This is a genomic window from Pseudomonas sp. N2-3-1-14 (assembly GCF_041228395.1).
In the GTDB taxonomy this organism is placed as follows: domain Bacteria; phylum Pseudomonadota; class Gammaproteobacteria; order Pseudomonadales; family Pseudomonadaceae; genus Aquipseudomonas.
On record NZ_CP166199.1, the window covers coordinates 864,296 to 890,112 of the forward strand.

General features: G+C 60.6%; 21 protein-coding genes and 2 pseudogenes. 14 read left to right on the forward strand and 9 right to left on the reverse strand.

The features are described from left to right. Positions 1 to 118 precede the first annotated feature (118 nt). Together AB5I78_RS03920 and rimI are read left to right on the forward strand one after the other, a co-directional pair. Positions 119 to 862: an energy transducer TonB gene (locus AB5I78_RS03920; RefSeq protein ID WP_369302526.1), complete on the forward strand. Its 744-nt coding sequence runs from the start codon at positions 119 to 121 to the stop codon at positions 860 to 862. Continuing rightward, entirely contained in the window at positions 855 to 1,307 is a 453-nt protein-coding gene (gene rimI / locus AB5I78_RS03925; protein WP_003188286.1) for a ribosomal protein S18-alanine N-acetyltransferase, read from the forward strand. Before AB5I78_RS03920 ends, rimI begins: the two co-directional genes overlap by 8 nt. Before the next feature lie 119 nt (positions 1,308 to 1,426). Here the strand turns inward: rimI and AB5I78_RS03930 are convergent, their stop codons facing one another. Continuing rightward, positions 1,427 to 1,831 carry a serine kinase/phosphatase gene (locus AB5I78_RS03930; protein ID WP_369302513.1) on the reverse strand — a complete coding sequence of 135 codons (405 nt, stop codon included), beginning with the start codon at positions 1,829 to 1,831 and terminating at the stop codon, positions 1,427 to 1,429. 139 nt (positions 1,832 to 1,970) lie between these two features. Here AB5I78_RS03930 and can point away from each other — a divergent pair, with 139 nt between their 5' ends. Continuing rightward, positions 1,971 to 2,615 (forward strand): carbonate dehydratase, encoded by a 645-nt coding sequence (gene can, locus AB5I78_RS03935; RefSeq protein WP_010213394.1) that lies wholly within the window; start codon positions 1,971 to 1,973, stop codon positions 2,613 to 2,615. On the opposite strand, the gene AB5I78_RS03940 is transcribed toward can, so the two are convergent. The 4 genes from AB5I78_RS03940 to AB5I78_RS03955 all read right to left on the reverse strand — a co-directional run bounded on the left by AB5I78_RS03940 (position 2,612) and on the right by AB5I78_RS03955 (position 7,876). Beyond that, positions 2,612 to 3,136, reverse strand: a complete 525-nt coding sequence (locus AB5I78_RS03940) for an SET domain-containing protein-lysine N-methyltransferase (RefSeq protein WP_145165478.1) — start codon at positions 3,134 to 3,136, stop codon at positions 2,612 to 2,614. The two genes, can and AB5I78_RS03940, sit on opposite strands and share 4 nt — an antisense overlap. Positions 3,137 to 3,280: 144 nt before the next feature. Next, positions 3,281 to 4,450 carry a hypothetical protein gene (locus AB5I78_RS03945; RefSeq protein ID WP_145165480.1) on the reverse strand — a complete coding sequence of 390 codons (1,170 nt, stop codon included), beginning with the start codon at positions 4,448 to 4,450 and terminating at the stop codon, positions 3,281 to 3,283. Positions 4,451 to 4,551: 101 nt separating this feature from the next. Next, a complete protein-coding gene (gene acpA, locus AB5I78_RS03950; protein WP_369302514.1) occupies positions 4,552 to 6,252 on the reverse strand; it encodes an acid phosphatase in 1,701 nt (566 codons plus the stop codon). Positions 6,253 to 6,457: 205 nt separating this feature from the next. After that, on the reverse strand, positions 6,458 to 7,876 hold the full coding sequence (locus AB5I78_RS03955) for a short-chain fatty acid transporter (protein ID WP_145165484.1): 1,419 nt from the start codon (positions 7,874 to 7,876) through the stop codon (positions 6,458 to 6,460). Positions 7,877 to 8,061: 185 nt separating this feature from the next. On the opposite strand from AB5I78_RS03955, the gene AB5I78_RS03960 reads away from it, so the two are divergent. From AB5I78_RS03960 to AB5I78_RS03970, 3 genes are all read left to right on the forward strand, one after another. After that, positions 8,062 to 9,366 (forward strand): MFS transporter, encoded by a 1,305-nt coding sequence (locus tag AB5I78_RS03960; RefSeq protein WP_369302515.1) that lies wholly within the window; start codon positions 8,062 to 8,064, stop codon positions 9,364 to 9,366. A gap of 70 nt (positions 9,367 to 9,436) precedes the next feature. Then, positions 9,437 to 10,573 (forward strand): XRE family transcriptional regulator, encoded by a 1,137-nt coding sequence (locus AB5I78_RS03965; protein WP_369302516.1) that lies wholly within the window; start codon positions 9,437 to 9,439, stop codon positions 10,571 to 10,573. After that, positions 10,570 to 11,067, forward strand: a complete 498-nt coding sequence (locus AB5I78_RS03970; protein WP_145165490.1) for a DUF4411 family protein — start codon at positions 10,570 to 10,572, stop codon at positions 11,065 to 11,067. The genes AB5I78_RS03965 and AB5I78_RS03970 overlap by 4 nt, the downstream gene beginning before the upstream one ends. Positions 11,068 to 11,106: 39 nt before the next feature. On the opposite strand, the gene AB5I78_RS03975 is transcribed toward AB5I78_RS03970, so the two are convergent. After that, on the reverse strand, positions 11,107 to 12,477 hold the full coding sequence (locus tag AB5I78_RS03975; protein ID WP_369302517.1) for a gluconate:H+ symporter: 1,371 nt from the start codon (positions 12,475 to 12,477) through the stop codon (positions 11,107 to 11,109). A gap of 216 nt (positions 12,478 to 12,693) precedes the next feature. Between AB5I78_RS03975 and AB5I78_RS03980 the strand changes: the two genes are divergently transcribed. From AB5I78_RS03980 to AB5I78_RS03995, 4 genes are all read left to right on the forward strand, one after another. Then, a complete protein-coding gene (locus AB5I78_RS03980; protein WP_106578516.1) occupies positions 12,694 to 13,599 on the forward strand; it encodes a cation diffusion facilitator family transporter in 906 nt (301 codons plus the stop codon). Between the two features lie 110 nt (positions 13,600 to 13,709). Next, the gene (locus tag AB5I78_RS03985; RefSeq protein ID WP_369302518.1) at positions 13,710 to 14,930 is read left to right on the forward strand and encodes a TolC family protein; all 1,221 of its coding nucleotides are present in this window, start codon (positions 13,710 to 13,712) and stop codon (positions 14,928 to 14,930) included. A gap of 19 nt (positions 14,931 to 14,949) precedes the next feature. Further along, positions 14,950 to 16,059, forward strand: coding sequence for an efflux RND transporter periplasmic adaptor subunit (locus tag AB5I78_RS03990; RefSeq protein ID WP_369302519.1), 1,110 nt, complete (start codon positions 14,950 to 14,952; stop codon positions 16,057 to 16,059). An 18-nt stretch (positions 16,060 to 16,077) separates the two neighbouring features. Then, the gene (locus AB5I78_RS03995) at positions 16,078 to 19,212 is read left to right on the forward strand and encodes a CusA/CzcA family heavy metal efflux RND transporter (RefSeq protein WP_369302520.1); all 3,135 of its coding nucleotides are present in this window, start codon (positions 16,078 to 16,080) and stop codon (positions 19,210 to 19,212) included. Between the two features lie 252 nt (positions 19,213 to 19,464). Here the strand turns inward: AB5I78_RS03995 and AB5I78_RS04000 are convergent, their stop codons facing one another. From AB5I78_RS04000 to AB5I78_RS04010, 3 genes are all read right to left on the reverse strand, one after another. Then, entirely contained in the window at positions 19,465 to 20,850 is a 1,386-nt protein-coding gene (locus AB5I78_RS04000) for a heavy metal sensor histidine kinase (RefSeq protein ID WP_369302521.1), read from the reverse strand. Then, entirely contained in the window at positions 20,847 to 21,521 is a 675-nt protein-coding gene (locus tag AB5I78_RS04005; RefSeq protein WP_119736387.1) for a response regulator transcription factor PcoR, read from the reverse strand. Before AB5I78_RS04005 ends, AB5I78_RS04000 begins: the two co-directional genes overlap by 4 nt. Positions 21,522 to 21,878: 357 nt before the next feature. Next, positions 21,879 to 23,198 carry an OprD family porin gene (locus AB5I78_RS04010; protein WP_369302522.1) on the reverse strand — a complete coding sequence of 440 codons (1,320 nt, stop codon included), beginning with the start codon at positions 23,196 to 23,198 and terminating at the stop codon, positions 21,879 to 21,881. A 226-nt stretch (positions 23,199 to 23,424) separates the two neighbouring features. Between AB5I78_RS04010 and AB5I78_RS04015 the strand changes: the two genes are divergently transcribed. The 4 genes and pseudogenes from AB5I78_RS04015 to AB5I78_RS04030 all read left to right on the forward strand — a co-directional run bounded on the left by AB5I78_RS04015 (position 23,425) and on the right by AB5I78_RS04030 (position 25,815). Next, the gene (locus AB5I78_RS04015; protein WP_145165503.1) at positions 23,425 to 23,757 is read left to right on the forward strand and encodes a DUF2790 domain-containing protein; all 333 of its coding nucleotides are present in this window, start codon (positions 23,425 to 23,427) and stop codon (positions 23,755 to 23,757) included. A 195-nt stretch (positions 23,758 to 23,952) separates the two neighbouring features. Beyond that, positions 23,953 to 24,639: pseudogene (locus AB5I78_RS04020) on the forward strand (PAS domain-containing protein); the annotation flags it as partial. A gap of 108 nt (positions 24,640 to 24,747) precedes the next feature. Continuing rightward, positions 24,748 to 25,179, forward strand: a pseudogene (locus AB5I78_RS04025) (methyl-accepting chemotaxis protein); the annotation flags it as partial. Positions 25,180 to 25,239: 60 nt separating this feature from the next. Further along, complete coding sequence (locus tag AB5I78_RS04030; RefSeq protein WP_145165507.1) at positions 25,240 to 25,815, forward strand: flavin reductase family protein; 576 nt, start codon at positions 25,240 to 25,242, stop codon at positions 25,813 to 25,815. The last annotated feature ends 2 nt before the right edge of the window (positions 25,816 to 25,817 follow it).

Here is a 25,817-nt window from a genome sequence, read left to right on the forward strand (position 1 = left end):
CCGGTCAGTGCGCAGTGGGCGATTGTTACCGAACAGCGGTAGAATCCCCGCTCTTTAGTTATCCACAAGTGGCCGAGCTGTGCTTATCGAGTCCCGACGTCGCGCTTACTTGACCGCCATGCAGGTGGTCAACTGGCTGCCCCGCACCGAACTGCCGTTTGCCGCCCCGTCGCGGCCCGAGCTGCTGCAGGCGCTTGAGCCTTATGAGGCGTTCGACGTGTCGGGGGAAGAGGCGGCTGCGCCGGTGGCCGTGGTCAAGCCAACGCCCGAACCGCGCCCTGTCGTCGAGCGGGCGAAGGTCGAAGTGCCGCGCCCGGCGCCAATGGCCAAGCCAGTGGTGGCCGAAACGGTTGCGCCGGTAGCCAAGGCGCCCGTGGTGCCGCCGCCGCGCTTTGCCCTGCAATTGCTGCGCGCCGGGCGTTGCCTGCTATTGGTGGAGTTACCCACAGGCGAGCGCTTCCAGACGCGCGACCCGGCCTACATGTTGCTCAAAGACATGCTGCGCGCTGCCGGCTTGCCCGACAGCCCGCAAATCGTCGGCGACCCGGTGCGCTGGCCGCTGCTGGTGCGTGGCAACATGGACCAGGGCCCGGAAGCCGCGCGGGATTTTGTGCAAGGTTTTGTTTCGGCGCGCCTCGAAGACGAGCCGTGCGTGTGCCTGTGGCTGATCGGCCTGCCCGCCGTGCGGTTTGCCGGCGAGGCGAATGCCGAGGCCTGGTACCGTGAACTGCAGGTCGAGGGCCTTGGGTCGGTGTGGGCCCTGCCGGGCCTGGAATTATTAATGGAAGAGCCACAGCGTAAGGCTGATGTATGGCAAGCCATGCGCCGGCTGATGGCGCGCTGGAAAAGTACCGATGAGTGAAGCCTTATCTTTCCGCCCAATGACCGAGGCGGACCTCGACGCTGTACTGAAGATTGAATATGCGGCGTTCAGCCATCCGTGGACCCGCGGGATTTTTCTCGACGGCTTGGGCAAGTACCAGATCTGGTTGATGTTTGAAGGTGAGCAGCAGGTAGGCCACGGTGTGGTACAGATCATCCTCGATGAAGCGCATCTGCTGAACATTACCGTCAAGCCGGAAAACCAGGGCCGTGGCTTGGGCCTGGCGTTGCTGGAACACTTGATGTCCCGCGCCTATGCCGCCAATGCCCGCGAGTGCTTCCTGGAAGTGCGTGACAGCAATACGGGGGCGTTCCGCCTGTATGAGCGTTACGGCTTCAATGAGATCGGCCGTCGGCGCGATTACTACCCTGCGGTAGGTGGCCGCGAAGATGCGGTCGTGATGGCCTGCACGTTAGTGGACTGAATACAGAAGCCAATGTGGGAGCGGGCTTGCTCGCGAATACGGTGTATCAGTCAAAGATTTACTGACTGAACGATCGCATTCGCGAGCAAGCCCGCTCCCACATTTTGAACCGCGCTGTATCAGCGGTTACCGTCGACCGGATCGATATCGGCTAACTCGGCTTCATCCAGCCCATTGCCACCGCCAATCTCATCTTCATCGACGATGCTCAGATCGTAATCCGCCGGATTATCCTCGCCTTCTTCCCGCGCATCCCGCGCACCGTCCTCATGGATAAGGGTTTCCGGGCTCATATCATCATCAGTCGGCTCATGGTCCGCCGTCGATGCGCCAGTCATGCCCGCTTCGCGTACCCGTTCGTCGGGCATCAATTGCTCGCGCTCTCCCGGCGGAATCTCATCGCCGATTTCCGCGGTCGGCTCTTCCTCGTCAAAATCCAGCTCGCGCATCGAGCCCATGCGGTCTTCGTTGTCGTCAATCGGTTCCGGCTGCGTAGCGCCGTAGGGACGTCGTGATTCAGTCATGGCTAATCCTCATACTGTGGGGCTTATAGTGTGTGGACAGGCACGGCGCCCTAAAGATTCAAGCTAATTACGGCTTGGCGTGACCCGGACGAGCGGTTGTCTGTCACACAGCTGCGCATCATTCCTGAGGCTTTCCCTGATGAACGAACTACAAGACCTGCTTGATAACAACGAACGCTGGGCGGACGCGATCAAACAGGAAGATCCCGAATTCTTCGCCAAGCTTGCCCGCCAGCAAACCCCGGAATACCTGTGGATCGGTTGCTCCGATGCCCGCGTACCGGCCAACGAGATCGTCGGCATGTTGCCGGGTGATCTGTTCGTGCACCGCAACGTCGCCAACGTGGTGCTGCACACCGACCTCAATTGCCTGTCGGTGATCCAGTACGCAGTCGACGTGCTCAAGGTCAAACACATCCTCGTCACCGGCCACTATGGCTGCGGCGGTGTGCGCGCGTCGATGCAGGACCGCCAGTTCGGCCTGATCGACGGCTGGCTGCGCACTATTCGTGATCTCTATTACGAAAACCGTGACCTGCTAGCGCAGCTGCCGACCGAAGAAGAGCGCGTCGATCGCCTTTGCGAGCTGAACGTGATTCAGCAAGTGGCCAACGTCGGCCACACCAGCATTGTGCAAAACGCCTGGCACCGTGGGCAGAGCCTGTCGATTCATGGCTGCATCTATGGCATCAAGGATGGCCGCTGGAAGAGCTTGAACACCACCATCAGTGGTTTTGAGCAGTTGCCGCCGCAATACCGCCTGCGCCCGTTGGGCGAAGCCTAAGGTCTTTTGCGTTCACGCCATCGGGCCATGAACGCCTGACCTTCGCTGTTTAACGGCTCCTGGCTGCCGGTGATCCAGCCCCGGCAGTTCAGCTCGCCGCACAGGCAAGCGAACTGCTGGGGCAGCGCGTCCTCGGTACTGGCGTAATCCAGCGTCAGCAAGGTGCCGGCGGCGATGGGCTGTACGGTCCAGAGCTCCAGGTCTGTGGTGTCGAAAAACACATTCGGGTCGCAGGAGTGCAACAACAGGCCGCAGAACCAGCAGTCATACAAGTGGATACGGGGCGACAGCTGCAGCGTATGCGGGCGCCGCTCACCCACGGCATAGCCGGAAACCTTGGCGATGCGCACACGGCTGTCAAAGGCGATGCGCGCCTTGACCCCGGCGGGTAATCCGTTAGCGTCCTGAATGGGCTGGAATTGCTCGGTCGACGGATAGCCCGGTTCAAAAAGCAGGGTTTTGAAGGGGTAAAGGCAGTCCTTTGTGCTGGTTTTAGCCTTATCCATGGCTTGAGTTTTCATAACTCTCCTGGCCTAGGCTGCATCGACCTACTGAGTTGTCTGACTGCCAGTCTTGCAGCGAATGTGTGCGGCCCCAGACTCGCCCAAGTTGAATTCGATTTCTACTGTCAAATCTGACAGTAGAAACCGTTCTGTTTGTGCGCTTTATAGCGCTGGCGCGGTAAGAGATGCTGCCGGCACGACGCCCTTCAACTGTTTCAACTGGGCCTTGATCGCAGGCGTGGCGCATTTGGCGTTGGCCTGTTCCGGGGTCAGGTTGCGTACCGAGGTGTAGAACAACTCACAGGTCTGCTCCTTGCGCGTGACCTGCCAGGTGTTCATGCACGCCTTTAGCAACACATTCGGATCGCTGGCGGGCTTCTGTCCCATGCCGGCTTGCCAGCAGGCAGCGCTCAAATCCTGGCCCATCACCTTCAAACCGGCTTCGTCGGCTTTTTGTTCATTGCCGTCGTAGGTGGCAGGGTCTGCCGCATACCAGATGTAGCTGGGGTGGTTGGCGCCCAGCACCGACACGGGTTTGCCCTCGGTGGGGCTGATCTGCGCCAGGCCCAACACCGCCACCGTCTGACCGTATTGTTGTTTGATCCAGCTGCGCACCGGCGCACCGAACGCCACCATCGGTAATGAGCCGTTGGCGTGCAGGCTCAGTTCCTTGACCATGCGGGTCTGATAGTCGGTGAAATAGCTGTAAACCGTTTCCAGGTCCTTGCCCGCGTTGGACGGCGCGGCGATGGGGGCGATATCGATGATGGTCTGGTAGGCCGGGGTTTCGGTGGCCGGGATGCCGTTGTCGGTGAGCAACGTGGCCCAGCGATCCGTGGTGGCCGATTCAAGGTAATCCTGGGCCTGGGTCAGCGAGTAATCCGGCGGGAAGTGCAGCAGCTCGATGCTTTTGCGGTTTTCCAGCGCCATGCCCAGCGGCAGGAACAGGTACCAGTTGTAGGCCCATTTGCCGTCGCTGTTGAGTTTGCTGGCGCCTTGGTAGGCCAGGTCAGCGGTGTTGAGCAGCGTGGTGAGGGGCTGGCCGTAGTGGTCGGGTACGCCGCTGAAGGTCGCCACGACCTCGCCGTCATGGGTTTTCACGCTGACCTTGGCGCGGCTGTACCCGTCGCGCTGCAAGCTCTGGTTCAGGTAGTGCTCGGCGGTCTGCTCCAGCGTCCATGGCCGAAAGCAGATCACGTTGCAGTTATTGGGAAACGCGAACACTTGGGTGACGCGTTGCGTGCTGCCCAGTGGTACTTCGATATCGGCGTGTACGAGCGCACTGGCCAGCAGTGCGACCAAGGTGAAGGACAGCCTGGTCGGTTTGAACATAGTTGGTTCCTTGTCAGCGAAAGCCCACCTGCACACAGTAGCGGCTGACCAGGAAAACCGCGTGCTAAATCGCCAGGCGTGTCGTTATTGGATAAGAAAACCTACAGTTTGAATTGCAATGCATTGCTCAAATCGCCCATGGGCGTCTGGCCGCGGGAAATCATCGCGTCATCGCGCTGCTTGAGGCCGTCCAGTTTCTCCAGCTGGAACACCCTGGTGATCAAACGCAGGATCGATGCCGTGTCGTAAACCGTGTGGTCCACGGTGCCTTTGCGCGCAAACGGCGACACCACCAGCGCCGGAACCCGCGTGCCCGGGCCCCAGCGGTCGCCCTTGGGCGGTGCCACGTGGTCCCACCAGCCGCCGTTCTCGTCGACGGTCACCACCACCACCATGTTTTTCCACTGAGGGCTTTCCTGCAGCACTTTCAAGGCGCGAACGATGTGGCGATCGCCCGAGGCTACGTCGGCGTAACCGGCGTGCATGTTCAGGTTGCCCTGAGGCTTGTAGAAGCTCACGGCCGGCAGCTTGCCGGCCTGGGCGTCGGCGAAGAATTTATTGGTGCTCGCCTCATCACCCAAGCCGCCATCGCGCAGGCGTTTATCACGCTCGGCACGGTTTTCTGGCCCTTGTTGCTTGAAGTAGTTGAACGGCTGGTGGTGATACTGAAAGTTGGGGATTTTCGGAATGCCGCCCGAATCCTTGAATTGGTCGAGGGTGGCTTGCCACGCACCGGCGTACCAGGCCCAGTCGATGTTCTTTTTCGACAGCTTGTCGCCGATGTGTTCGTGGGTCTGCGGCACCAGCACGTTGGGCAGGTCGGGTTTGGAGTAATCCGGGTTGTCCGGGTCGCGAATCCAGGTCGGCCAGTACGGCGGGGCGAGGGTGTTCACGCCGTAGCCGTCCGGTGTCAGTGCGCTGGGGCCAAACTGCGGTGGGCCGGTCATGGCGCTGGCGGGTGACTTGTCCAGCGGCTTGAGACGCGGGTCGGCTGGGTCATCGCTTTGCAGCGTGGCAATCTGCGCTTTGGCCACTGATTGTGCGGCGTTCGGATAAAACGGCGCCGTGGCGCTGATCAGGTATTGGTGGTTAAGAAACGAGCCACCAAATGCACCCTGAAAGAAGTTGTCGCACAGCACAAACTCCTTGGCCACATCCCACAGGCGCAAGGAATAACGGCTCTGGGCGTAATGGCCCATCACCAGGCCACCGGAGTCGCCCCAGGCCACAAAGTTGTCGTTCTTGCCGCCGTTGATCTGCATCTGGTTCTGGTAGAACACGTGCCACAAATCGCGCGTGACCAGGCTCAAAGGCAGGTCTTCGGCGTTCGGGCCTTTGAGGGCGAACGGTGCGTTGGGCAGGTTTTCCTGGAATTGCACTTCGCTGGGGTAGGTCACCCCGTCGACACTTTGCGGGCCGACTTGCAACACACCGCCCCAGGTTGGCGGCAGGCTGGTCAGCAGGCTGCCGTCGCGGTCGCGTTGCTGGGCATCGGCGCCGGAGAGCGCCGACAGTGGTTTTTCCACGCCAGGGAAATCAGCAAACAAATTGTTGAAGCTGCGGTTTTCGGCATAGATCACCACCACGGTTTTCACCTGGTCGTGCAAGGCCTTGTCCAGCTCTTGAGGTGTGAGCGGTCGCGTCACCGGCGCGGTCGGTGTTTCACCGGTGTTGCCGCAGGCACTCAAGGTCGCGCCGACCCCCAGCACTGCCGCGCCCCCCAGGAAACGCCGGCGGCTGGTGTCTACCGGCGGTTGGGCGATGGAATCGGGAGAAGGGCGGTCTTCGTGCTCGTCACTCATTGCTGGGAGTCCCTGCGCGGTGGTTGTTTCAAGATATTTCGCAGGACGGTAGCAATGCAATGTGACGAAAAGAAGACAGCCGGGTTAAAGCCGCAGATCGAAATAGGGCAGCGGGCTTGCTCGCGAAAGCGCTGTGTCAGTCAACCGTTTCCGTCACTGACCCGCGCGCATTTTCGCGAGCAAGCCCGCTTCCACCCTGACCGTGTTAGGGCATGACGGGCGGCAAATACTTCAACGTCGTCCCCAGCGCCCACAACAGGAACAACACCAGCGGCGTGTGCACCAGCAACTGCACAAACGAAAAGCCGATCAAATCCCGCGCCTTGAGCCCCAATACGCCCAGCAGCGGCAGCATATAAAACGGGTTGATCAGGTTCGGCAGCGCCTCGGCTGCGTTGTAGATCTGCACTGCCCAGCCCAGGTGGTATTGCAGGTCGTTGGCCACTTGCATCACGTAAGGCGCCTCGATGATCCACTTGCCGCCGCCCGACGGAATAAAGAAGCCCAGCACCGCCGAGTACACACCCATCAACAGCGCGTAGGTGTCGTGTGAAGCAATAGAGGTGAAAAAGGTTGAGATATGGTGCGCCAGGGTTTGGCCGTCGCCGCCCTTGACCACCGTCATCAGCGCCGCGATGGAGCCATACAGCGGAAACTGGATCAGCACGCCGGTGGTGGTCGGTACGGCGCGCGCCACCGCATCAAGGAAGCTGCGCGGGCGCCAGTGCAGCAGTGCGCCGACCATGATGAACAGGAAGTTGTAGGTGTTCAGCCCCGAAATCGCACTGATCGCCGGCTTGGTCGAAAACTCATGGAACAGCCAACCCGCCGCCAACAACGCCAGCAGAATAGTCAGCAGCGGGCTATGTTCCAGCCATTCGCCCGGGCGAGTGGGCGCTTGAAGCTTGGGCAGGTTGAACGCCGGGTCGACGCCACAGGCCTTTGCATCACGGGCGCTGTTCGGGCCGGGCGCGGTGGCGTAGGCGATGATCAGCGAGACCACGATCAGCGCCAGCAACATCACCCCGGATTGCCACAGGAAAATCGTGTCGGTGAACGGGATCACCCCCGTAATCGACAGGATCGATGGGGGCAAGCTGGCCGGGTTGGCCTGCAACTGCGCGGCCGACGACGACAGCCCCAGCGCCCATACCGCGCCCAGCCCCAGGTAGGCCGCAGCACCGGCTGCGCGGTAATCCATGCGTAAATCCGTGCGGCGGGCCAGTGCGCGCACCAGCAACCCGCCGAACACCAGCGACAAGCCCCAGTTGAGCAGGGACGCGACCATGGAAATCAATGCGACCCAGGCCACCGCCGAACGGCCGTTTTTGGGGATACGTGCCAGGCGGTCAATCAATCTCACCGCCGGTGGCGAACTGGCCACCACGTAACCGCCGATCACCACGAAGGCCATCTGCATGGTGAACGGGATCAGGCTCCAGAACCCGTCACCAAAGGCTTTGGCGGCTTCGGTGGGTGCGGCGCCCATGCCCAGGGTCGCCACGGCGACGATGATCACCGCGAGGGCGGCAAACACCCAGGAATCTGGAAACCAGCGCTCGGCGAAATTGGAGCAGCGCAGGGCAAATCGGGCATAGCGGCTTTCTTCGATAGCATCGGCCACGAGTCATTCCTCTTGTATTTATTATGGTGTTGGCAGTTTTACGGCATGTTCCGCTACGGCCATTGATATGGGAATGCAGTTATCTTCATCGATCCATGAGTAAAACAAATATATCTGCCGTGATTGCCATCACCGGACTCAACTCATAACCTGCACGCCATTTTGTTTGTCTGCCGAGCTTGCACATGACTGCCACCTTTTCCCCACGGGCGCAGCGTTTTTCCCGCTCCGACTACAAAACCCTGGGCCTGGCCGCCCTCGGCGGCGCCCTGGAAATCTACGATTTCATCATCTTCGTATTCTTTGCGCTGACCCTCAGCCAACTGTTTTTCCCGCCCGAAATGCCCGAGTGGCTGCGCCTGCTGCAAAGCTTCGGCATCTTCGTGACCGGCTACCTGGCGCGCCCGCTCGGCGGCATCCTGATGGCGCACTTCGCCGATCACCTGGGTCGCAAACGCGTGTTCAGCCTGAGCATCCTGATGATGGCGCTGCCGTGCCTGCTGATCGGGATCATGCCGACCTACGCGCAAATCGGCTATTTCGCGCCGCTGATCCTGCTGGTGCTGCGCGTGCTGCAAGGCGCCGCAGTGGGCGGCGAAGTGCCCAGCGCCTGGACCTTCGTCGCCGAGCACGCACCGCGTCATCACCGCGGTTACGCCCTGGGTTTCCTGCAAGCCGGTCTGACCTTCGGCTACCTGCTGGGCGCACTCACTGCCACGCTGCTGGCGCAAGTCTTCACCCCAGCCGAAATCCTCGATTACGCCTGGCGCTTCCCCTTCCTGCTCGGTGGAGTATTCGGCGTGATCGGCGTGTGGCTGCGCCGCTGGCTCAGTGAAACCCCGGTGTTCCTCGACATGCAGGCCCGCCGCCAGGCGGCCGCCGAACTGCCGCTGCGCACCGTGCTGCGCGACCATCGCGCCGTGTTGCTGCCGGCGATGATCCTCACCTGCGTACTCACCTCGGCCGTGGTGGTGCTGGTCGTCATCACCCCGACCCTGATGCAAAAAACCTTCGGCATGAGCCCCAGCCGCACCTTCGCCTTGAGCGCGCTGGGCATCGTCTTTCTGAATATCGGCTGCGTACTCGCCGGCCTGCTGGTGGACCGTATCGGCGCCTGGCGCGCGGTGCTGGTCTACAGCCTGTTGCTGCCAGTGGGGATTGCGCTGCTGTACGCGAGCCTTATCAACGGCGGCCTCTGGCTGGGCGCGGCGTACGCCGTGGCGGGCTTGAGTTGCGGCGTGGTGGGCGCGGTGCCGTCGGTGATGGTCGGCCTGTTTCCAGCGCACGTGCGAGTGTCGGGGATTTCCTTCACCTACAACATTGCCTACGCGTTGTGGGCGAGTACTACGCCATTACTGCTGATCGCGCTGATGCCCACGCGCCCGTGGATTTGCGTGGGCTATTGCGTGGTGATGGGCGCGGTGGGGGTGGCGAGTGTGGCGCTGTTTGGCAAGCGCCACCCAGTAAACGCTGTTACAAATGGCACTTAGGGCCATTAATTGACGGTTAGGAAGGTCGCTCCTATAGTCACGCCCAATCTTGACGAGCACACTTACCTCTATGTCTCAGGTCGCCTATGTCAACCCTGCAATCCTGTCCTGGTCTCGCCAGCGAGCAGGGCTATCTGAAGCGCAGGTTGCCAAAGGTCTCATGGTCAAATTGGACCGGCTGAAGGAGTGGGAAGGCGGCCAGAGTCTTCCTACCTTCAACCAGGCGCAAAAGTGGGCTGCGATTGTGCACGTGCCTTTCGGCTATCTCTTTCTCAGGGCTCCTCCACTAGAGCATTTGCCTCTTCCAGACCTGCGTACTGTGGGTGGCGTTTTTCCAGACGAGCCCAGCTTGAACCTGATGGACACAGTGAGAGACGTGCTCCGTAAGCAAGACTGGTACTTGGAGTACTTGCAGGATCACGAACGAGCCCCGTTGCCCTTTGTTGGACATTTCAATAGCCACTCGCCGATCAAAGACGTTGTTGCAGATATTCGTCGCGTACTTGGCGTGACGGATGCATTTGCTCGAATGGGTTACGAAGACTATGTGAGGGCTTTGGTGAGTGGTGCGGAAGAGGCCGGAATTCTCGTCATGCGAAGTGGTGTTGCCTTGGGCAACACCCACAGGAAACTCGATGTCAGTGAGTTTCGAGGTTTTGCGATCAGCAATCCGATGGCCCCGGTGGTTTTCATCAACAGTGCGGACGCGCCCACGGCGCGGCTTTTTACATTGATGCATGAACTGGCGCATATATGGATTGGTAGCACGGGCGTGTCTGATGGCAGCAGTCAAAGTGCCCGTCAGGAAGAGGCCTTCTGCAATGCGGTGGCGGGAGAGTTTCTAGCGCCGGAACTCATTTTTCGAGCGCATTGGGTTGCCGATGTTCACTGGGAAGAAAACCTGGGGCCTTTGGCCGGACGCTTTCGTGTCAGCGCATTGGTGATTGCACGGCGCGCCCGTGATCTTGGCTACATCAGTAATGATCAATACGGCGCTTACTACCGCCGGATCTTGCAGGAGTATCGAGATAAAGACGGCAGTGGAGGCGACTACTACCGCACAGCAGCTATCAGGAACAGCACTCGGTTTAGCAAGGCCGTTCTCGCAGAAGCACAGAGCGGGCGAATTTTGTTGCGGGACGCAGGAAAATTGCTGGGTGTGCAGCCAGCTAAGCTGAAGACTTATGGAATGAAACTATCGGCATGAAGCATCTATTGGATTCGAATACATTAATCGAGGCCAAGAACCGTTATTACGGGATGACGATCTGCCCAGGCTATTGGGCATGGATACTTCAGCAGCATCAGGCCTTGGAAATTGCCAGTATTGTTCCAGTCAGAGACGAACTAGCCAAAGGCAACGATGAATTGACGCTGTGGGTAAAGGGTAATGCTGGACTGTTTGAAGACTCGAGTGATCAACAGACCCAAGTGGCCTTTGGGAATATTGTCTCAAGAATTGCCGAGCAAGTACCGGTGATGAAGGCCGGAGCACTGGAAGAGTTTCTTGAAGGGGCAGATGCTTGGCTAATCGCCAAGGCGATGACGACGGGGGCCGTGGTTGTCACACATGAAGTCTACAACCCTGACATCAAGCGCAAATACACCATTCCCAACGTGTGTGCTTTGTTTGGCGTTCCGTATATGAACACCTTCGAGTTGCTCAGTAAGCTCGACGCTCGTTTCGTTTTACATCACTGACAAAGTGAAGGGGAGCGCGCCCCCCCCGTTACAAGATCTTCAGGTCAGAAAGTGCCAGAGCAACAGCGTACCGACCAGGCCGACCACGGAAACGATAGTTTGCAGCACCGACCACACCCAGATCGTCTGCTTCAACTGCAAGCCAAAGTACTCGCGCACCATCCAGAACCCGGCGTCGTTGACGTGGCAGAAGAACACCGAGCCAGCGCCAATCGCCAGCGCCACCAGTGAACTCTGCGTCGCCGCCAAACCCGCCATCATTGGCGCGAGAATGCCCGCCGTAGTTGTCGTGGCGACGGTCGCCGAACCGGTGGCCTGGCGCAGGGCCACGGCAATCAACCAGGCCAGCAGCAGATACGGCATGTGCGCGCCTTCGGCGACTTTACTGATGGTCTGGCTGACGCCGGCGTCCAGCAATGTTTGCTTGAGGCCGCCGCCGGCGCCGATGGTCAACAGCAACACGGCGATGGGCGCGAGGGCTTTGCGCAGCGTGTTGCCGACCTCGGCGCGTGGAATGCCGGCGGCCCAGCCCAGGCAGATCACGGCGGCGATGACAGCCAGGCCGAGGGCAATCAGCGGTTCACCGAGGAACTTCAAGGTCAGTGCCAGCGGGTTTTCCGGCGCCATCGCGACTTTGGCCAGGGTACTGCCGAGCATCAAAATCACCGGCAACAAAATGATCAGCAACGACACCCCGAAACTCGGCTGGCGCGGTGCCTTGGGCGGTGCGCTGAACAGCGCGTCGATGTCGGCCGGCTCATCCACCTGCATACGCTTGGACAGCCAGTTGCCATACAGCGGCCCCGCGAGAATCACCGCTGGCACCGCCAGGCAGAAGCCCAGCAACATGGTCAGGCCCAAGTCGGCGTGCAATGCGCTCACCGCAATCAGCGGCCCCGGGTGCGGTGGCATCAGCGCGTGCAGGGTAGTCATGCCCGCCAGCGCCGGAATGGCGATTTTCAGCAGCGGCTGATTCGAACGTTTGGCCATTACAAAGATGATCGGCACCATCATCACCAGCCCGACTTCAAAGAACAGCGGCAGGCCGATCACCATCGCCACCAGTGCCATCACCCAAGGCAACGACTTGCCTTTGCCCAGCCCGAGCAAGGTGGTGGCGATACGGTCGGCGGCGCCGGATTCGGCCATTAACGCACCGAGCATCGAGCCCAGAGCAATGATGATCCCGGCCTCACCGAGGATCGCCCCGGCGCCTTTGCTGAAGGCCTTGGCGACTTCTTCCGGCGGCAGCCCCGCGCCGACGCCGGCGATAAACGTACCGATCAGAATCGATAAAAATGGCGGCAGCTTGGTCGCGCTGATCAACACAATGATGCTAGCGATGGCCAGCAGAACGCAGAACATGAGACGGGTGTCGTGAACCATCCACGCGGCAGTCGATAACTCCAAAACGGAACTCCTTATCGAACAGGTTGGCTAATTTGTTTCTTTTTGTTTCCTGCTCGAAAAGCATACCTGATAGAACTGTTGCAGCGCGTCCATGGGCGATTTTGGTGCGCGCGATATAACGGCGAGCTGTCGCGCGGATGACAAATTTGCAACCCCTGCGCGGGGATCTGGCCTATAGCTCTATGATCAACGAACCCCACCTATTGAGGAGTTTTCATGAGCGCAGGACATAATCACGGTCAGGTACGCGCCGGTCACGAGCGTCTTCTATGGATCGCCCTGGGGCTGACCAGCAGCTTCATGATTGCTGAGGTGATCGGCGCGTTTATCACCGGCAGCCTGGCGCTGTTGTCCGATGCCGCGCACATGATGACCGACGCCCTGGCGCTGGCGATTTCTCTGGTGGCCATCCAGGTCGCCAAGCGCGCGGCCGACCGCAAACGCACCTTTGGCTACGCGCGTTTCGAGATCCTCGCGGCGGCGTTCAATGCGCTGCTGTTGTTTGGCGTGGCGTTTTACATTCTGTATGAGGCCTATCAACGGCTGCAGGCACCGGCTGAGATCCAGTCCACCGGCATGCTGGTGATTGCGTTTTTGGGGCTGATCGTCAACCTGATCTCGATGAAACTGCTCAGTGCCGCCAGCGGTGAAAGCCTGAATGTGAAGGGCGCTTATCTGGAGGTGTGGAGCGACATGCTCGGTTCCATCGGCGTGATGATCGCGGCGGTGGTGATCATGTTCACCGGGTGGGGCTGGGTCGATTCGGTGGTGGCGGCGGCGATTGGTTTCTGGGTGTTGCCGCGCACCTGGACCCTGCTCAAGGAAAGCATGAACGTGCTGCTGCAAGGCGTGCCGGACGGCATCGATATCGACCAGGTCGAGCAGGCCATTCGGGGTGTGCCGGGGGTCAAGGACGTGCACGACCTGCATATCTGGGCCCTGACCAGTGGCAAAAATGTGCTGAGCACGCACTTGGTGGCGGATGCTGCGCTGAACACGGAACAAAAAATCCTTAGCCAGGTGACGGAATTGCTGCACGAACAATTCGATATTTCCCACGCCACGATTCAGGTGGAAGGCGAGGGGTTTGTGCACGACGAACATGACGAGGTGCATGCCTGAGCCCGGCTAACGGATTTGTAATGTTGCGCCCACGGCCCTGATAAGTACCGAAAGCTACATTGCCCCCCGCTGGGAAATCTCAGCGACTTCATGGGCGTGGAACTTTCGTTATGGCACTTTCCGTTAGAACACTTTTGGGGGCAGCAGCGTTGTGGGTGGCCGCAGGTGCTGCCCAGGCGCAGACCCTCTCTCTGGATGCAGCCCTGCAAGCCGCCTTCGCCAACAACCCTGACCTGGCTGCTGCGCAATGGGACATCGACATTGCCCAGGGCGGTCGCCAGCAGGCCGGCTTGATCCCCAACCCGGTGGCGTCCTGGGATGCCGAAGACACCCGCCGCAACACGCGCACTACTACCCTAAAACTCAGCCAGACCCTGGAACTGGGCGGCAAACGTGGTGCACGCATTGACGTCGCGACGCGCGCCCAGGACGCCGCCGCGCTGACCCTGGAGCAGCGTCGCAATGGCCTGCGCGCCGACGTAATCGACAGTTACTACAGTGCTTTGCGTGCCCAGCAGCGCCTCGACTTGGCGCAACGCTCGATGGCCCTGGCCGAGCGTGGCCTGGTGGTCGCCAAAGGTCGCGTCACCGCCGGCAAGTCATCGCCGGTGGAAACCACGCGCGCGCAGGTGCAGGTGTCGCAGATCCGCCTGGAATTGAACCGCGCGCAAATCGGCCTCAGCGATGCCTATCGGCGCCTTGCCGCCAGCACCGGCAGCGCCACGCCTGACTTTGAGGACGTGGCCGCGCAAAGCCAATCCGCACCGCCTTTGCCGGCCGCCGCGCAATTGCTTGCGCGGCTTGAGCAAACCACCGAACTGCGCCTGGCCGACCTGCACATTATTCAAAGCGAAGCTGCCGTGGGCCTGGAAAAGGCCCAGCGGATTCCCGACCTCGATGTGTCCATCGGCAGCCAGTACGACGCCAGCGTGCGTGAACGCGTGAACCTGGTGGGCGTGTCGATGCCGATCCCGCTGTTCAACCGCAATCAGGGCAATGTGCTCGCCGCCAGCCGCCGTGCCGATCAGGCCCGCGACTTGCGCAACGCGGTCGAACTGCGCCTGCGCACCGAAACTCGCCAGGCCCTGGACGTGTGGCAAACCGCCGATACCGAAGTGCGCGCGTTCAACCAACACATCCTGCCCGCCGCCCAGAGCGCGGTGGACAGCGCCACCCGTGGCTTCGAGATGGGCAAGTTCAACTTCCTCGACGTGCTCGATGCCCAGCGCACCTTGATCGCAGCCCGCACCCAATACCTGGTGGCGACCGCCCAGGCGACCGACGCCTGGGTGCGCATCGAACGGATTTACGGCGACCTTGCCCGGTTTTGATTTTTTTCTGGAGTCTTTTATGAAGCATAAACACGGTGTGGCGCTCGCCGTCGCCCTGGGCCTGATGCTGTCTGGTTTTGCACGGGCCGAAGAGGAAGAAGAAGGCAAACTCGAACTCACCGAGCAGCAGATCCAGGCGGCCGGTATTCAGCTCGCCCAAGCCCAACCGCGCGCGATCAGCACGCTGCTGACGCTGCCGGGAGAAGTGCGTTTCGACGAGGACCGGACCTCACACATCGTGCCGCGTGCGGGCGGAGTGGTGGAGGCGGTGAAGGTCAACCTTGGCCAGTCGGTGAAAAAGGGCGAGTTGTTGGCCGTGATCGCCAGCCAGCAGATTTCCGACCAGCGCAGCGAGTTGGCCGCCAGCGAGCGACGCGTCGAGTTGGCGCGCACCACCTTTGAGCGCGAGCGCCAGCTGTGGAAGGACGAAATCTCCGCCGAGCAGGACTACCTGCTGGCGCGCCAGACCTTGCAGGAAGCGGAGATCGCGCTGACCAACGCGCGTCAGAAGATGACGGCACTCAGCGGCAGCGCCGTACTGTCCGGCGGTAATCGCTACGAGCTGCGCGCGCCATTCGCCGGTGTGGTGGTGGAAAAACACTTGGGCGTGGGCGAAGTGGTCGGCGAAACCAGCAACGCCTTCACGCTCTCGGATTTGTCCCAGGTGTGGGTCACCTTCGGCGTGTTTCCCAAGGACCTGAACAAGGTGCGCGTCGGTAAACCGGTGAAGGTCAGCTCCTCGGAAATGGGCACTGAAGTTCAAGGCACGGTGGCCTATGTCGGCAACCTGCTCGGCGAGCAGACGCGCACCGCTACCGTGCGCGTGACCGTGCCCAACCCCGACGATGCCTGGCGCCCAGGGTTGTTTGTGACTGTGCAACTGGCCACCGACACCTACCAGGCCAAGGTCACCGTGCCGCAAACCGCCATCCAGACCGTCGAGGACAAACCCTCGGTATTCGTGCGCACGGCGGACGGTTTCATCACCCGCCACCTCGAACTGGGCGTGAGTGAAAACGGCTACGTCGAAGTGCGCCAGGGCCTTGAAGCCGGGGCGCAAGTGGCCACCGAAGGCAGCTTCATCCTCAAGTCCGAACTGGGTAAAGGCTCGGCCGAGCACGCCCATTGATCCTGCGAGTGATTCCCCATGTTTGAGCGCCTTATCCAATTCGCCATCGAGCAGCGCATCATCGTGTTGCTGGCGGTGCTGTTGATGGCCGGTGTCGGCATCGCCAGTTATCAGAAGTTGCCCATCGACGCGGTGCCCGACATCACCAATGTGCAGGTGCAGATCAACTCGGCGGCGGCCGGCTTTTCGCCGTTGGAAACCGAGCAGCGCATTACCTTTCCCATCGAAACCGCCATGGCCGGCCTGCCGGGTTTGCAGCAGACGCGTTCGTTGTCGCGCTCCGGCCTGTCCCAGGTCACGGTGATCTTCAAAGACGGCACTGACCTGTTCTTCGCCCGCCAATTGGTCAACGAGCGCCTGCAGGTGGCCCGCGAGCAATTGCCCACTGGCATCGAAACCGCGATGGGGCCGATTTCCACTGGCCTCGGGGAAATTTTCCTGTGGACCGTCGAAGCCGAAGACGGCGCGCTCAAGGAAGACGGCACGCCTTACTCGCCGACCGACCTGCGCGTGATCCAGGACTGGATCATCAAGCCACAGCTGCGCAACGTGCCGGGCGTGGCCGAGATCAACACCATCGGCGGCTTTGCCAAGGAATACCAGATCGCCCCGGACCCAAAACGCTTGGCGGCCTACAACCTGACGCTGACCGATTTGGTCACCGCGCTTGAGCGCAACAACGCCAACGTCGGCGCCGGTTACATCGAGCGCAGCGGCGAGCAGCTGTTGATTCGCGCACCGGGGCAAGTGGCGTCGATCGATGACATTGCCAACATCGTGATCACCACGTCGGGCGGCACGCCGATCCGCGTGCGCAATGTGGCGCAAGTCGACATTGGCCGTGAGCTGCGCACTGGTGCCGCCACCGAAAATGGCCGTGAAGTGGTGCTGGGCACGGTGTTCATGCTGATCGGTGAAAACAGCCGCACCGTGTCCCAGGCGGTGGCGAAAAAACTCGAAGAGATCAACCGTTCGCTGCCCCAGGGCGTGGTTGCCGTTACCGTTTATGACCGCACCAACCTGGTCGAAAAAGCCATCGCCACCGTGAAGAAAAACCTCTTCGAGGGCGCGCTGCTGGTGGTCGCGGTGCTGTTTCTGTTCCTGGGTAATATTCGCGCGGCGTTGATCACCGCGATGGTGATTCCGCTGGCGATGCTGTTCACCTTTACCGGCATGTTTACCAACAAAGTCAGTGCCAACCTGATGAGCCTTGGCGCGCTGGACTTCGGGATTATTGTCGACGGCGCGGTGGTGATCGTCGAAAACGCCATTCGCCGTCTGGCCCATGCGCAGCAGCGCCATGGCCGCTTGCTCACCCGCAGCGAGCGCCTGCATGAGGTGTTCGCTGCGGCCAAGCAAGCGCGGCGCGCACTGATCTTCGGGCAACTGATCATCATGGTGGTGTACCTGCCGATCTTCGCCCTCACCGGAGTGGCCGGGAAGATGTTCCACCCCATGGCGTTCACCGTGGTCATCGCTTTGCTCGGCGCGATGATTCTGTCGGTGACCTTTGTGCCGGCCGCGATTGCGCTGTTTGTCACCGGCAAGGTCAAGGAAGAGGAAAACCTGGTGATGCGCACGGCGCGTCGGGCCTATGCGCCGGTGCTGGATTGGGTCATGACGCGCCGCCCGCTGGTGTTCGGCCTGGCGGTGCTGACCATCGTCGCTTCGGGCGTGGTGGCCAGCCGCATGGGCAGCGAATTTATCCCCAGCCTCAGTGAGGGCGACTTCGCTCAACAGGCTCTGCGTGTGCCTGGTACCAGCCTGACGCAATCGGTGCAGATGCAGCAGCAGCTGGAGAAAACCTTGATGGCCCAGGTGCCGGAAATCGAGCGAGTCTTTGCGCGCACCGGTACCGCGGAAATCGCTTCCGACCCGATGCCACCGAATATTTCCGACAGCTATGTGATGCTCAAGCCCAAGGACCAGTGGCCTGATCCAGCGAAATCCCGCGAGGCGCTGATCGAAGATATCCAGCGCGCCAGTGCGATTGTGCCGGGCAGTGCGTATGAACTGTCGCAGCCGATCCAGCTGCGCTTCAACGAGTTGATTTCCGGGGTGCGCAGTGACGTGGCGGTGAAGGTATTTGGCGACGACATGGCAGTGCTCAACAAGACCGCCGCAGAGATCGCCGAGACCTTGCAAACGCTTGATGGCGCCTCGGAAGTGAAGGTGGAGCAGACCTCTGGCCTGCCGGTGCTGACCATCAATATTGATCGCGACAAGGCCGCGCGGTTTGGCCTGAACGTGGGCGACGTGCAGGACACCATCGCCGTCGCCGTGGGTGGACGCCAAGCCGGCACGCTGTACGAAGGTGACCGCCGCTTCGACATGGTCGTGCGTTTATCCGATGCGCTGCGCACCGATATCGAGGGCTTGTCGCGGCTGTTGATCCCGGTGCCGGCGCTGGCCAGCAACGCCTCGGGCCAGTTGGGTTTTATTGCTTTGTCCCAGGTCGCCAGCCTGGACCTGGTACTGGGCCCGAACCAGATCAGCCGCGAGAACGGCAAGCGCCTGGTGATTGTCAGCGCCAACGTGCGCGGGCGTGATATCGGTTCGTTCGTCGAACAGGCCGAGTCTGCCATCAGCACTCAGGTGAAGGTCCCGGCGGGTTACTGGACCACCTGGGGCGGCCAGTTCGAACAGCTGAAGGAGGCCTCCGAGCGCTTGCGTATCGTGGTGCCGGTGGCGTTGCTGCTGGTGTTCGGGCTGTTGTTCATGATGTTCAACAACCTCAAGGATGGCTTGCTGGTGTTTACCGGGATTCCGTTCGCGTTGACCGGTGGGATCATGGCGCTGTGGCTGCGCGATATTCCGTTGTCGATCTCTGCGGGGGTGGGGTTTATTGCGTTGTCCGGTGTGGCAGTGCTTAACGGACTGGTGATGATTGCTTTCATCCGCAACCTGCGCGAGGAGGGGCGTTCACTGTCGGTGGCGATCCACGAAGGGGCGCTCACACGTTTACGCCCGGTGTTGATGACCGCGCTGGTGGCGTCCCTGGGGTTTATCCCCATGGCCTTGGCCACCGGCACCGGCGCCGAAGTACAGCGCCCGTTGGCGACGGTGGTGATCGGCGGGATTATTTCCTCTACGTTGCTGACCTTGCTGGTGCTGCCGGCGTTGTATCAGTGGGCGCACCGCAAGGAGGAATGACGCGGGTGGGGTGAGCAGGCTGTCTATGGCGAGCCCGCTTACTGTGGCGAGCGGGCTTGCCCCGCGTTGGGTGGCGAAGCCGCCCCAAATCTTTCGCCACGGTATATCGGGGATACCGAGGTGGCCTTGATGGGGCTGCTGCGCAGCCCAACGCGGGGCAAGCCCGCTCGCCACAACAGGCCCGCTGCCACAACAACGCCGCTGCCGCAACAAGTGCGCTTGGCACAACAAGCAGGCTCACCCTCAATGGGCTTACACCTGAGGAAACACCAGGCGAAACACGGTGAAAGCGCCGGGCGAACTGCGCACGTCGGTTTGCCCCTGGTGCAGGGTCATGATCGATCGCACGATGGCCAGTCCCAGGCCGGTGCCGCCCTCGGTGCGCGCGCGGCTGCTGTCGACACGGTAGAACCGCTCGAACAGGTGTGGCAGGTGGTGCACTTCAATCCCCGGGCCTGGGTTGCTGACAGACAACGACACGCTGTTGCCGTAAGCCTCCACCCGCAACGCGATATGCGCGCCCGCCGGGCTATGGCGGATTGCATTGGACAGCAGGTTGGAGAGGGCGCGTTGAATCATCAGGCGATCGCCCTGCACCTGGGCCTCGCCACTGAGGGTCAGGGTCAGTTGTTTGTCTTCGGCACTCAGGGCGAATAAATCCATGACCCGATGAGCTTCGTCCGCCAGCGATACTGCGGCAAACGAAGCTCGCGCTGCCGGGTGGCTGACCTGGGCCAGAAACAACATGTCGGAAACGATGCGTGCCAGGCGCTCCAGCTCTTCGGTGTTGGATTCCAGCACTGCTTTGTATTCGTCCGGTGGGCGTTGGCGCGACAATGTGAGCTGGGCTTTGCCCATCAGGTTGGTCAGCGGTGCACGCAATTCGTGAGCAAGGTCGTCAGAGAATTGCGAGAGTTGCTGCACCCCGGCGTCCAGGCGGTTGAGCATCACATTGAAGCCTTGCGCCAACTCGCCCAGCTCCTTGGGCAGGTTGTTGACGGACAGGCGATGAGTCAGGTCCTGAGTGGTGACTTTGGCCGCCACATGGCTGAACTGCTTAAGCGGCGCCAGCCCGCGCTGCACCAGCCACCAGGCCCCCATGCCGATCAGTATCAACAACATGGGCAAGGCGATCACGGTGGCGCGCAGGTAGGCACTGAGCAGCGCCTGATCGTCCCTGCGGTCCAGCGACAACAGCACGCGTACGCGCTCGCCACTGGCCAGACGCATCAGGCTGGAGGCGCTGAGCACCTGGTTGCCATTGCTGTCGGCCCAATTGAGGTAGCCGAGCGTTTCTCGCGGTGTGAAGTTTGTCAGCAGCGGCTCCTGAGGCTTGGCACCGATGCTCAGCAGCACCGTTTCATCGGGCGCGGTGCCGACGATAGTGAGGTAAAAATTGTCATGGCCGATCACCAGGTCCATCAGCGAATGCGGACGTGCCCGGATGGCGTGGGCGTCGAGGCCTTGAGACAGGCTGTGCTGGATCTGTTCCATCTTGCTTTCCAGGCCTTTGCGCGCCAGTTTTTCCAGTTCGTGGGTCAGGGCCAGGTACGCCAACGTCGCCAGCAATAGCACCAGGCCGGCGCCCATGAGGCTGACCGTCAACCCCAGACGCATCGACAGGCTGCCGGTTTTCATGGCCGTGCTTCCAGCACGTAACCCACGCCGCGAATGGTGTGGATCAGCTTGACCTCGCTCTGATCGTCCACCTTGGCCCGCAGGCGGCTGATGGAAACTTCCACGACGTTGGTGTCACAGTCGAAATTCATGTCCCACACCAGCGAAATGATCTGCGTGCGGGTCAGCACTTCACCGGTCTGGCGCATCAGCACCTGCAGCAGTGCGAACTCCTTGGTGGTCAAGTCAATGCGCCGTGTGCCGCGGTACGCGCGATGGCGGCGCGGGTCCAGTTCCAGGTCCGACACGCTGAACACTTCCGGCTGTGGGATGTGCTCGCTGCGCCGCAACAGGGTGCGCACCCGCGCCAGCAATTCGGGAAACTCGAAGGGTTTGACCAGGTAATCATCGGCGCCCATGTCCAGGCCCTTGATCTTGTCGGCCAGCCGGCCGCGGGCGGTCAGCATCATCACGCGCTGGGTGCCGTTGCGACGCAATTGCTCCAGCACTTCCCAGCCATCCTTGCCCGGCAGGTTGACGTCAAGAATCACCAACTCATAGGCGTGCTGCTCAGCCAGGTGCAGGCCATCAATGCCATTGGACGCGCAGTCCACGACGTAGCCACTTTCATTCAGGCCTTGCTGCAGGTAGTCAGCGGTTTTTTGCTCGTCCTCAACCACAAGGATACGCATGGGGATTTACCTTTTACTGAAAGAGAAGGGTTCCATTTCCCTATGGAATCAGGTGTGTTGTGAGTAGGAAAATTCTGAAGTGTGAAGCAGCTTCAGGGTCAACTGCGGCAATGGGTCGCGACTAAGCCTGCGCCCAAAAAAAACGCCCCAGAGGGGCGTTAAAAAAATCATCTCTTTCCAAAGGAGCTAAAAAAAGCTTCAGAGACGAATGTTGCTCGGTGCTGACAAGTTGAAGCGAGTATAGGAAGTTCAACTTAACGGGAAGCTGGGGCCAATGTTACAGTTTTGATAGATAGCAATTTGTGAGCAGATGTTAGTCAAGCGCGAACGAATGTAAGCACTCAACTGGGCAATTGTTCAAAGTGCGACCAATGGGTATTCCGCAATCAGGCGAACTTCTTCCAGGTCCGACTCAAACGCACTGGAGCGCACGGTGGCCTGGCGCAAGCGCAATGACAAATCCTTCAGGCTGCCACTTTGCACCACGTACTTGGCCTCGACATCCCGCTCCCAGCGGCGTTGATCGGTCAGCGGGTTGCCGGTTGCATCGCGGCGCATGTACACCGCGTTGGCGTGGCTGTAATCGGCGCCGGTGCCCTTGGCATAACGGGTCATGAACGACAGGCCAGGTATTCCGAACGCCTGCATGTCGAGGTCGTAACGGGCCATCCACGAACGCTCCTTGGGCGAATTGAAGTCGCTGTACTGGATCGAGTTATTGAGGAAAATCGAGTCCGATTGGCGCAGGTAATCGAAGTCGTCATCGCCGTTGTTGCGCTGGTGCGAGAGGGCCACGCTGTGGGCCCCGACCTTTACCCCGAGCCTGGCACTCCAGATGTTGTTGTCGAATTTGCCCAGCAGCTTTTTGCCTTCGTCCACGGCCTTGTAATAGTTGAAATCGCCGAATAACGACACGTCGTCGGTCAGTGGGTAACTGGCGGCACTGCCGACGTAGTACTGGTCCCAGGCGTCCTTCAGGCGGCTGCTGTAGAGGCTCACGTTCAGGTGTTTGTTGACGGCGTACTCTGCGCCGAAATAGCCGATCCAGGGTGAGTCGACCTTGCCCGCGTAAAAGGTCGCAAAGCCCTTGTTCATCCCGCTTTCGCTTGGCTGGCTCATGCCGCTCAGGCGTCCGCCTTGCAGGCTCAAGCCCTCAAGGCTGGTGTTCTGCGCGGTGACGCCGCGAAAGCTTTCCGGCAACAACCGCGAATCGCCGTAGGCCACCACCGGCGTGAGCGGGAACACATCGCCGGCCTTGATAACCGTGTCCAGCACGCGCAATTTCGCCGCGCCACCGACTTTGCTGTAGCTGCCTTCGGGGTGATTGTCGCTGTCCACCGGCAGCACGCCGAACGAACCCTTGCCGCCGCTGCGACCGCTGCCCGAGTCGAGTTTCAGGCCGTACATGGCAAACGCATCCAGGCCAAAGCCTACGGTGCCTTGAGTAAAACCGGATTCGAATTTGCCGATCAAACCCTGCGCCCAGGCTTCGGAATACCCATTGCCGGTCGGGCTGGACTGGCCCTTGCGGTCATCGCGATTGAAGTAAAAGTTGCGCGCCAGCACGGTTACGTTGCTGCCTTGGATAAAACCTTCGGGCGTGTCTTCCACCGCCACGGCTGCCAGAGGCAGTGCGGCAATCAATGAAAAGGGAAGGGTGTAGTAAGTAATGTTCATGTTTCGCTCCTGGGTGTTGGCAGTTTTCAGCTTCTTATAGGTAGGGGCGTTTTTATTGATCTGGCCCGGGCTGATAGTTGCAAACAGTGGATAACGGTCAGGTGGCGCGAACATTACAATTCTGGAAGCTCAAGGCGATCTAACAGATAAGTAATCTTTTGGTGAACATGGCGACAGGGTTGGTTGATTAGTCTCGTGACTGAACTTATCAACCGAGGAACCTGTAATGACATTTTATAAAATTGGCTTGGGTGTATTAGCTGCAGTCCTGTCACTGGGGGCGATGGCCGAAGGCGGAGGCGACCGCACGTTTGCGTTGATGATGGAACGTAATCAAAAAGCCATGGCGGCTTACGCGGAAAAAAACGGCCAGCCAGCACCCCAGGTACAGGCGTATCGCTATGGCATGGCGCTGGATATTGCCAAGGTCGTCAACGTTACGCCGCCGATCAGTTCGTGCAATGCCGTGCCTTCACGCATGACCTATGAAGACTCCAGCGGCAAGCTCAATACGGTGGAATACAAGGTGATGGGTGTTTGCCGAAACAACGGCAGTTAATGGATCCAAAAAACAGTTGGGCACGCCACAAAAAAGCGCTTCAGAAAACCTCGCCAGCGCCGATGCAGGTCAGATCCATCTCCCCCAAATGACCATCGGTGCCCCATGTTCAACACCCGTTTGAAGCAGGAGCTGTCGGCTCTTCGCGAAGAGTTGTCCAGCTTGCAACAGGTCAGGGAGAGCCTGGAAAGCGAAATGCTGTGCCTGACGCTGGACGCCAAAGGCCGGGTGGAGTGGGCGAATGCCAACTTCCTGCAAGAGCTGTCGTACCAGGCCTCCAACATCGTGGGGCGGCACATGGAAGAACTGGTGCCTGCGCACCTGCGCCAGGACGAATTCCAGCAGCGTTTTCACAATGCCCTGGTGCGCGGCGAACACTTCGCCGGCACCGTGCGCCTGATGCGTGGCAATGGCAAAGAGGCATGGTTGCGCTCGATCCTGCAGCCTGTGCGCAGTTCTGACGGGCGCATCAAGCATTTTTCGATTTACTCCAGCGACCTCACCCGCACCATCGAGGGGTCACGCGAGCATGAGAACCTGATCACCGCGCTGGTGCGTTCCACTGCGGTGATCGAGTTCGACCTCGGCGGCCATGTGCTGACCGCGAACGACCGGTTCCTCGGTGGCATGGGCTACAGCCTGGCGCAGATCCAGGGCAAACATCACCGTATGTTCTGCGAGCCGGAGGAATACAACAGCGCCGAGTACCAGCATTTCTGGAAACGTTTGAACGCCGGCGAGTTTGTTGCGGCGCGCTTCAAACGTGTCGACAGCCATGGCCGTGTGGTGTGGCTGGAGGCGACCTACAACCCGGTGCTGGACGCCAATGACCGCCTGTACAAAGTGGTCAAATTCGCCACGGTGATCACCGACCAGGTTAACCAGGAGCAGGCCGTGGCGGAGGCCGCAAACATTGCCTACAGCACCTCGCTGCAAACCGACCACAGTGCCCAGCGCGGCACCACTGTCGTGACGCAGGCGGTGGATGTCATGCGTGATCTGGCCAGGCACATGCAGCAGGCCGGTGATGGCATCGAGGCGCTGAACGCCCAGTCCCAAGTGATCGGCACCATCGTCAAGACCATCAGCGGCATCGCCGAGCAAACCAACTTGCTGGCGCTCAACGCGGCTATCGAAGCGGCGCGGGCCGGCGAGCAGGGCCGTGGCTTTGCGGTGGTGGCTGATGAAGTGCGGCAATTGGCCTCGCGTACCAGCAAGGCCACCGATGAAATTGTCGGCGTGGTGCGTCAGAACCAGGACATGGCCCGCGATGCGGTGTCCGTGATGAACGAGGGCCGTTTGCAGGCCGAGCAAGGCTTGGCCCTGGCGGCCGAGGCGGGCACGGTGATTGTGGAAATCCAGGACGGTGCACAAAAGGTGGTGAGCGCGGTCGGGCAGTTTGCCAATCAGCTGTCGAGCTGACCCGCAGGGCTTGTGCTTGAGGTATCGTAGGTTTTTTCTTGCTTGAAGAGCCGTTCCTCCATGAGCCCTACCCACCGTCGCCCCGTACCGTTGTCCAAGGCCTACCGTTTGCTCAATCACGGGCCGACCGTATTGGTGAGCGCGGCCCACGCTGGCAAGCGCAATATCATGGCCGCTGCCTGGGCCATGCCGCTTGATTTCGAACCGCCGAAGGTCGCCGTGGTGCTCGACAAGGCCACCTGGACCCGCCAACTGCTGGAAGCCGCCGGCACCTTTGTGCTGCAGGTGCCTTGTGTGGCCCAGGCCGATCTGGTGCAGACGGTCGGCAACACCACGGGCGCAGACACCGACAAATTCGCCACCTATGGCTTGCAGACATTCAACGGTGAACACACCGAAGCGCCGCTGCTGGACGGTTGCGTAGCGTGGCTGGAATGCCGCCTGTTGCCCGAGCCCCACAACCAACAGACCTACGATTTATTCCTCGGCGAAGTCGTCGCGGCCTATGCCGACGCGCGCGTGTTCAGCGATGGGCACTGGCACTTCGAAGGCCATGACGAATTGCGCACCTTGCACCATATCGCGGGTGGGAATTTCCTGAGCATCGGCGAGCCGGTGGTCGGGCGCCAGCTGTAGGC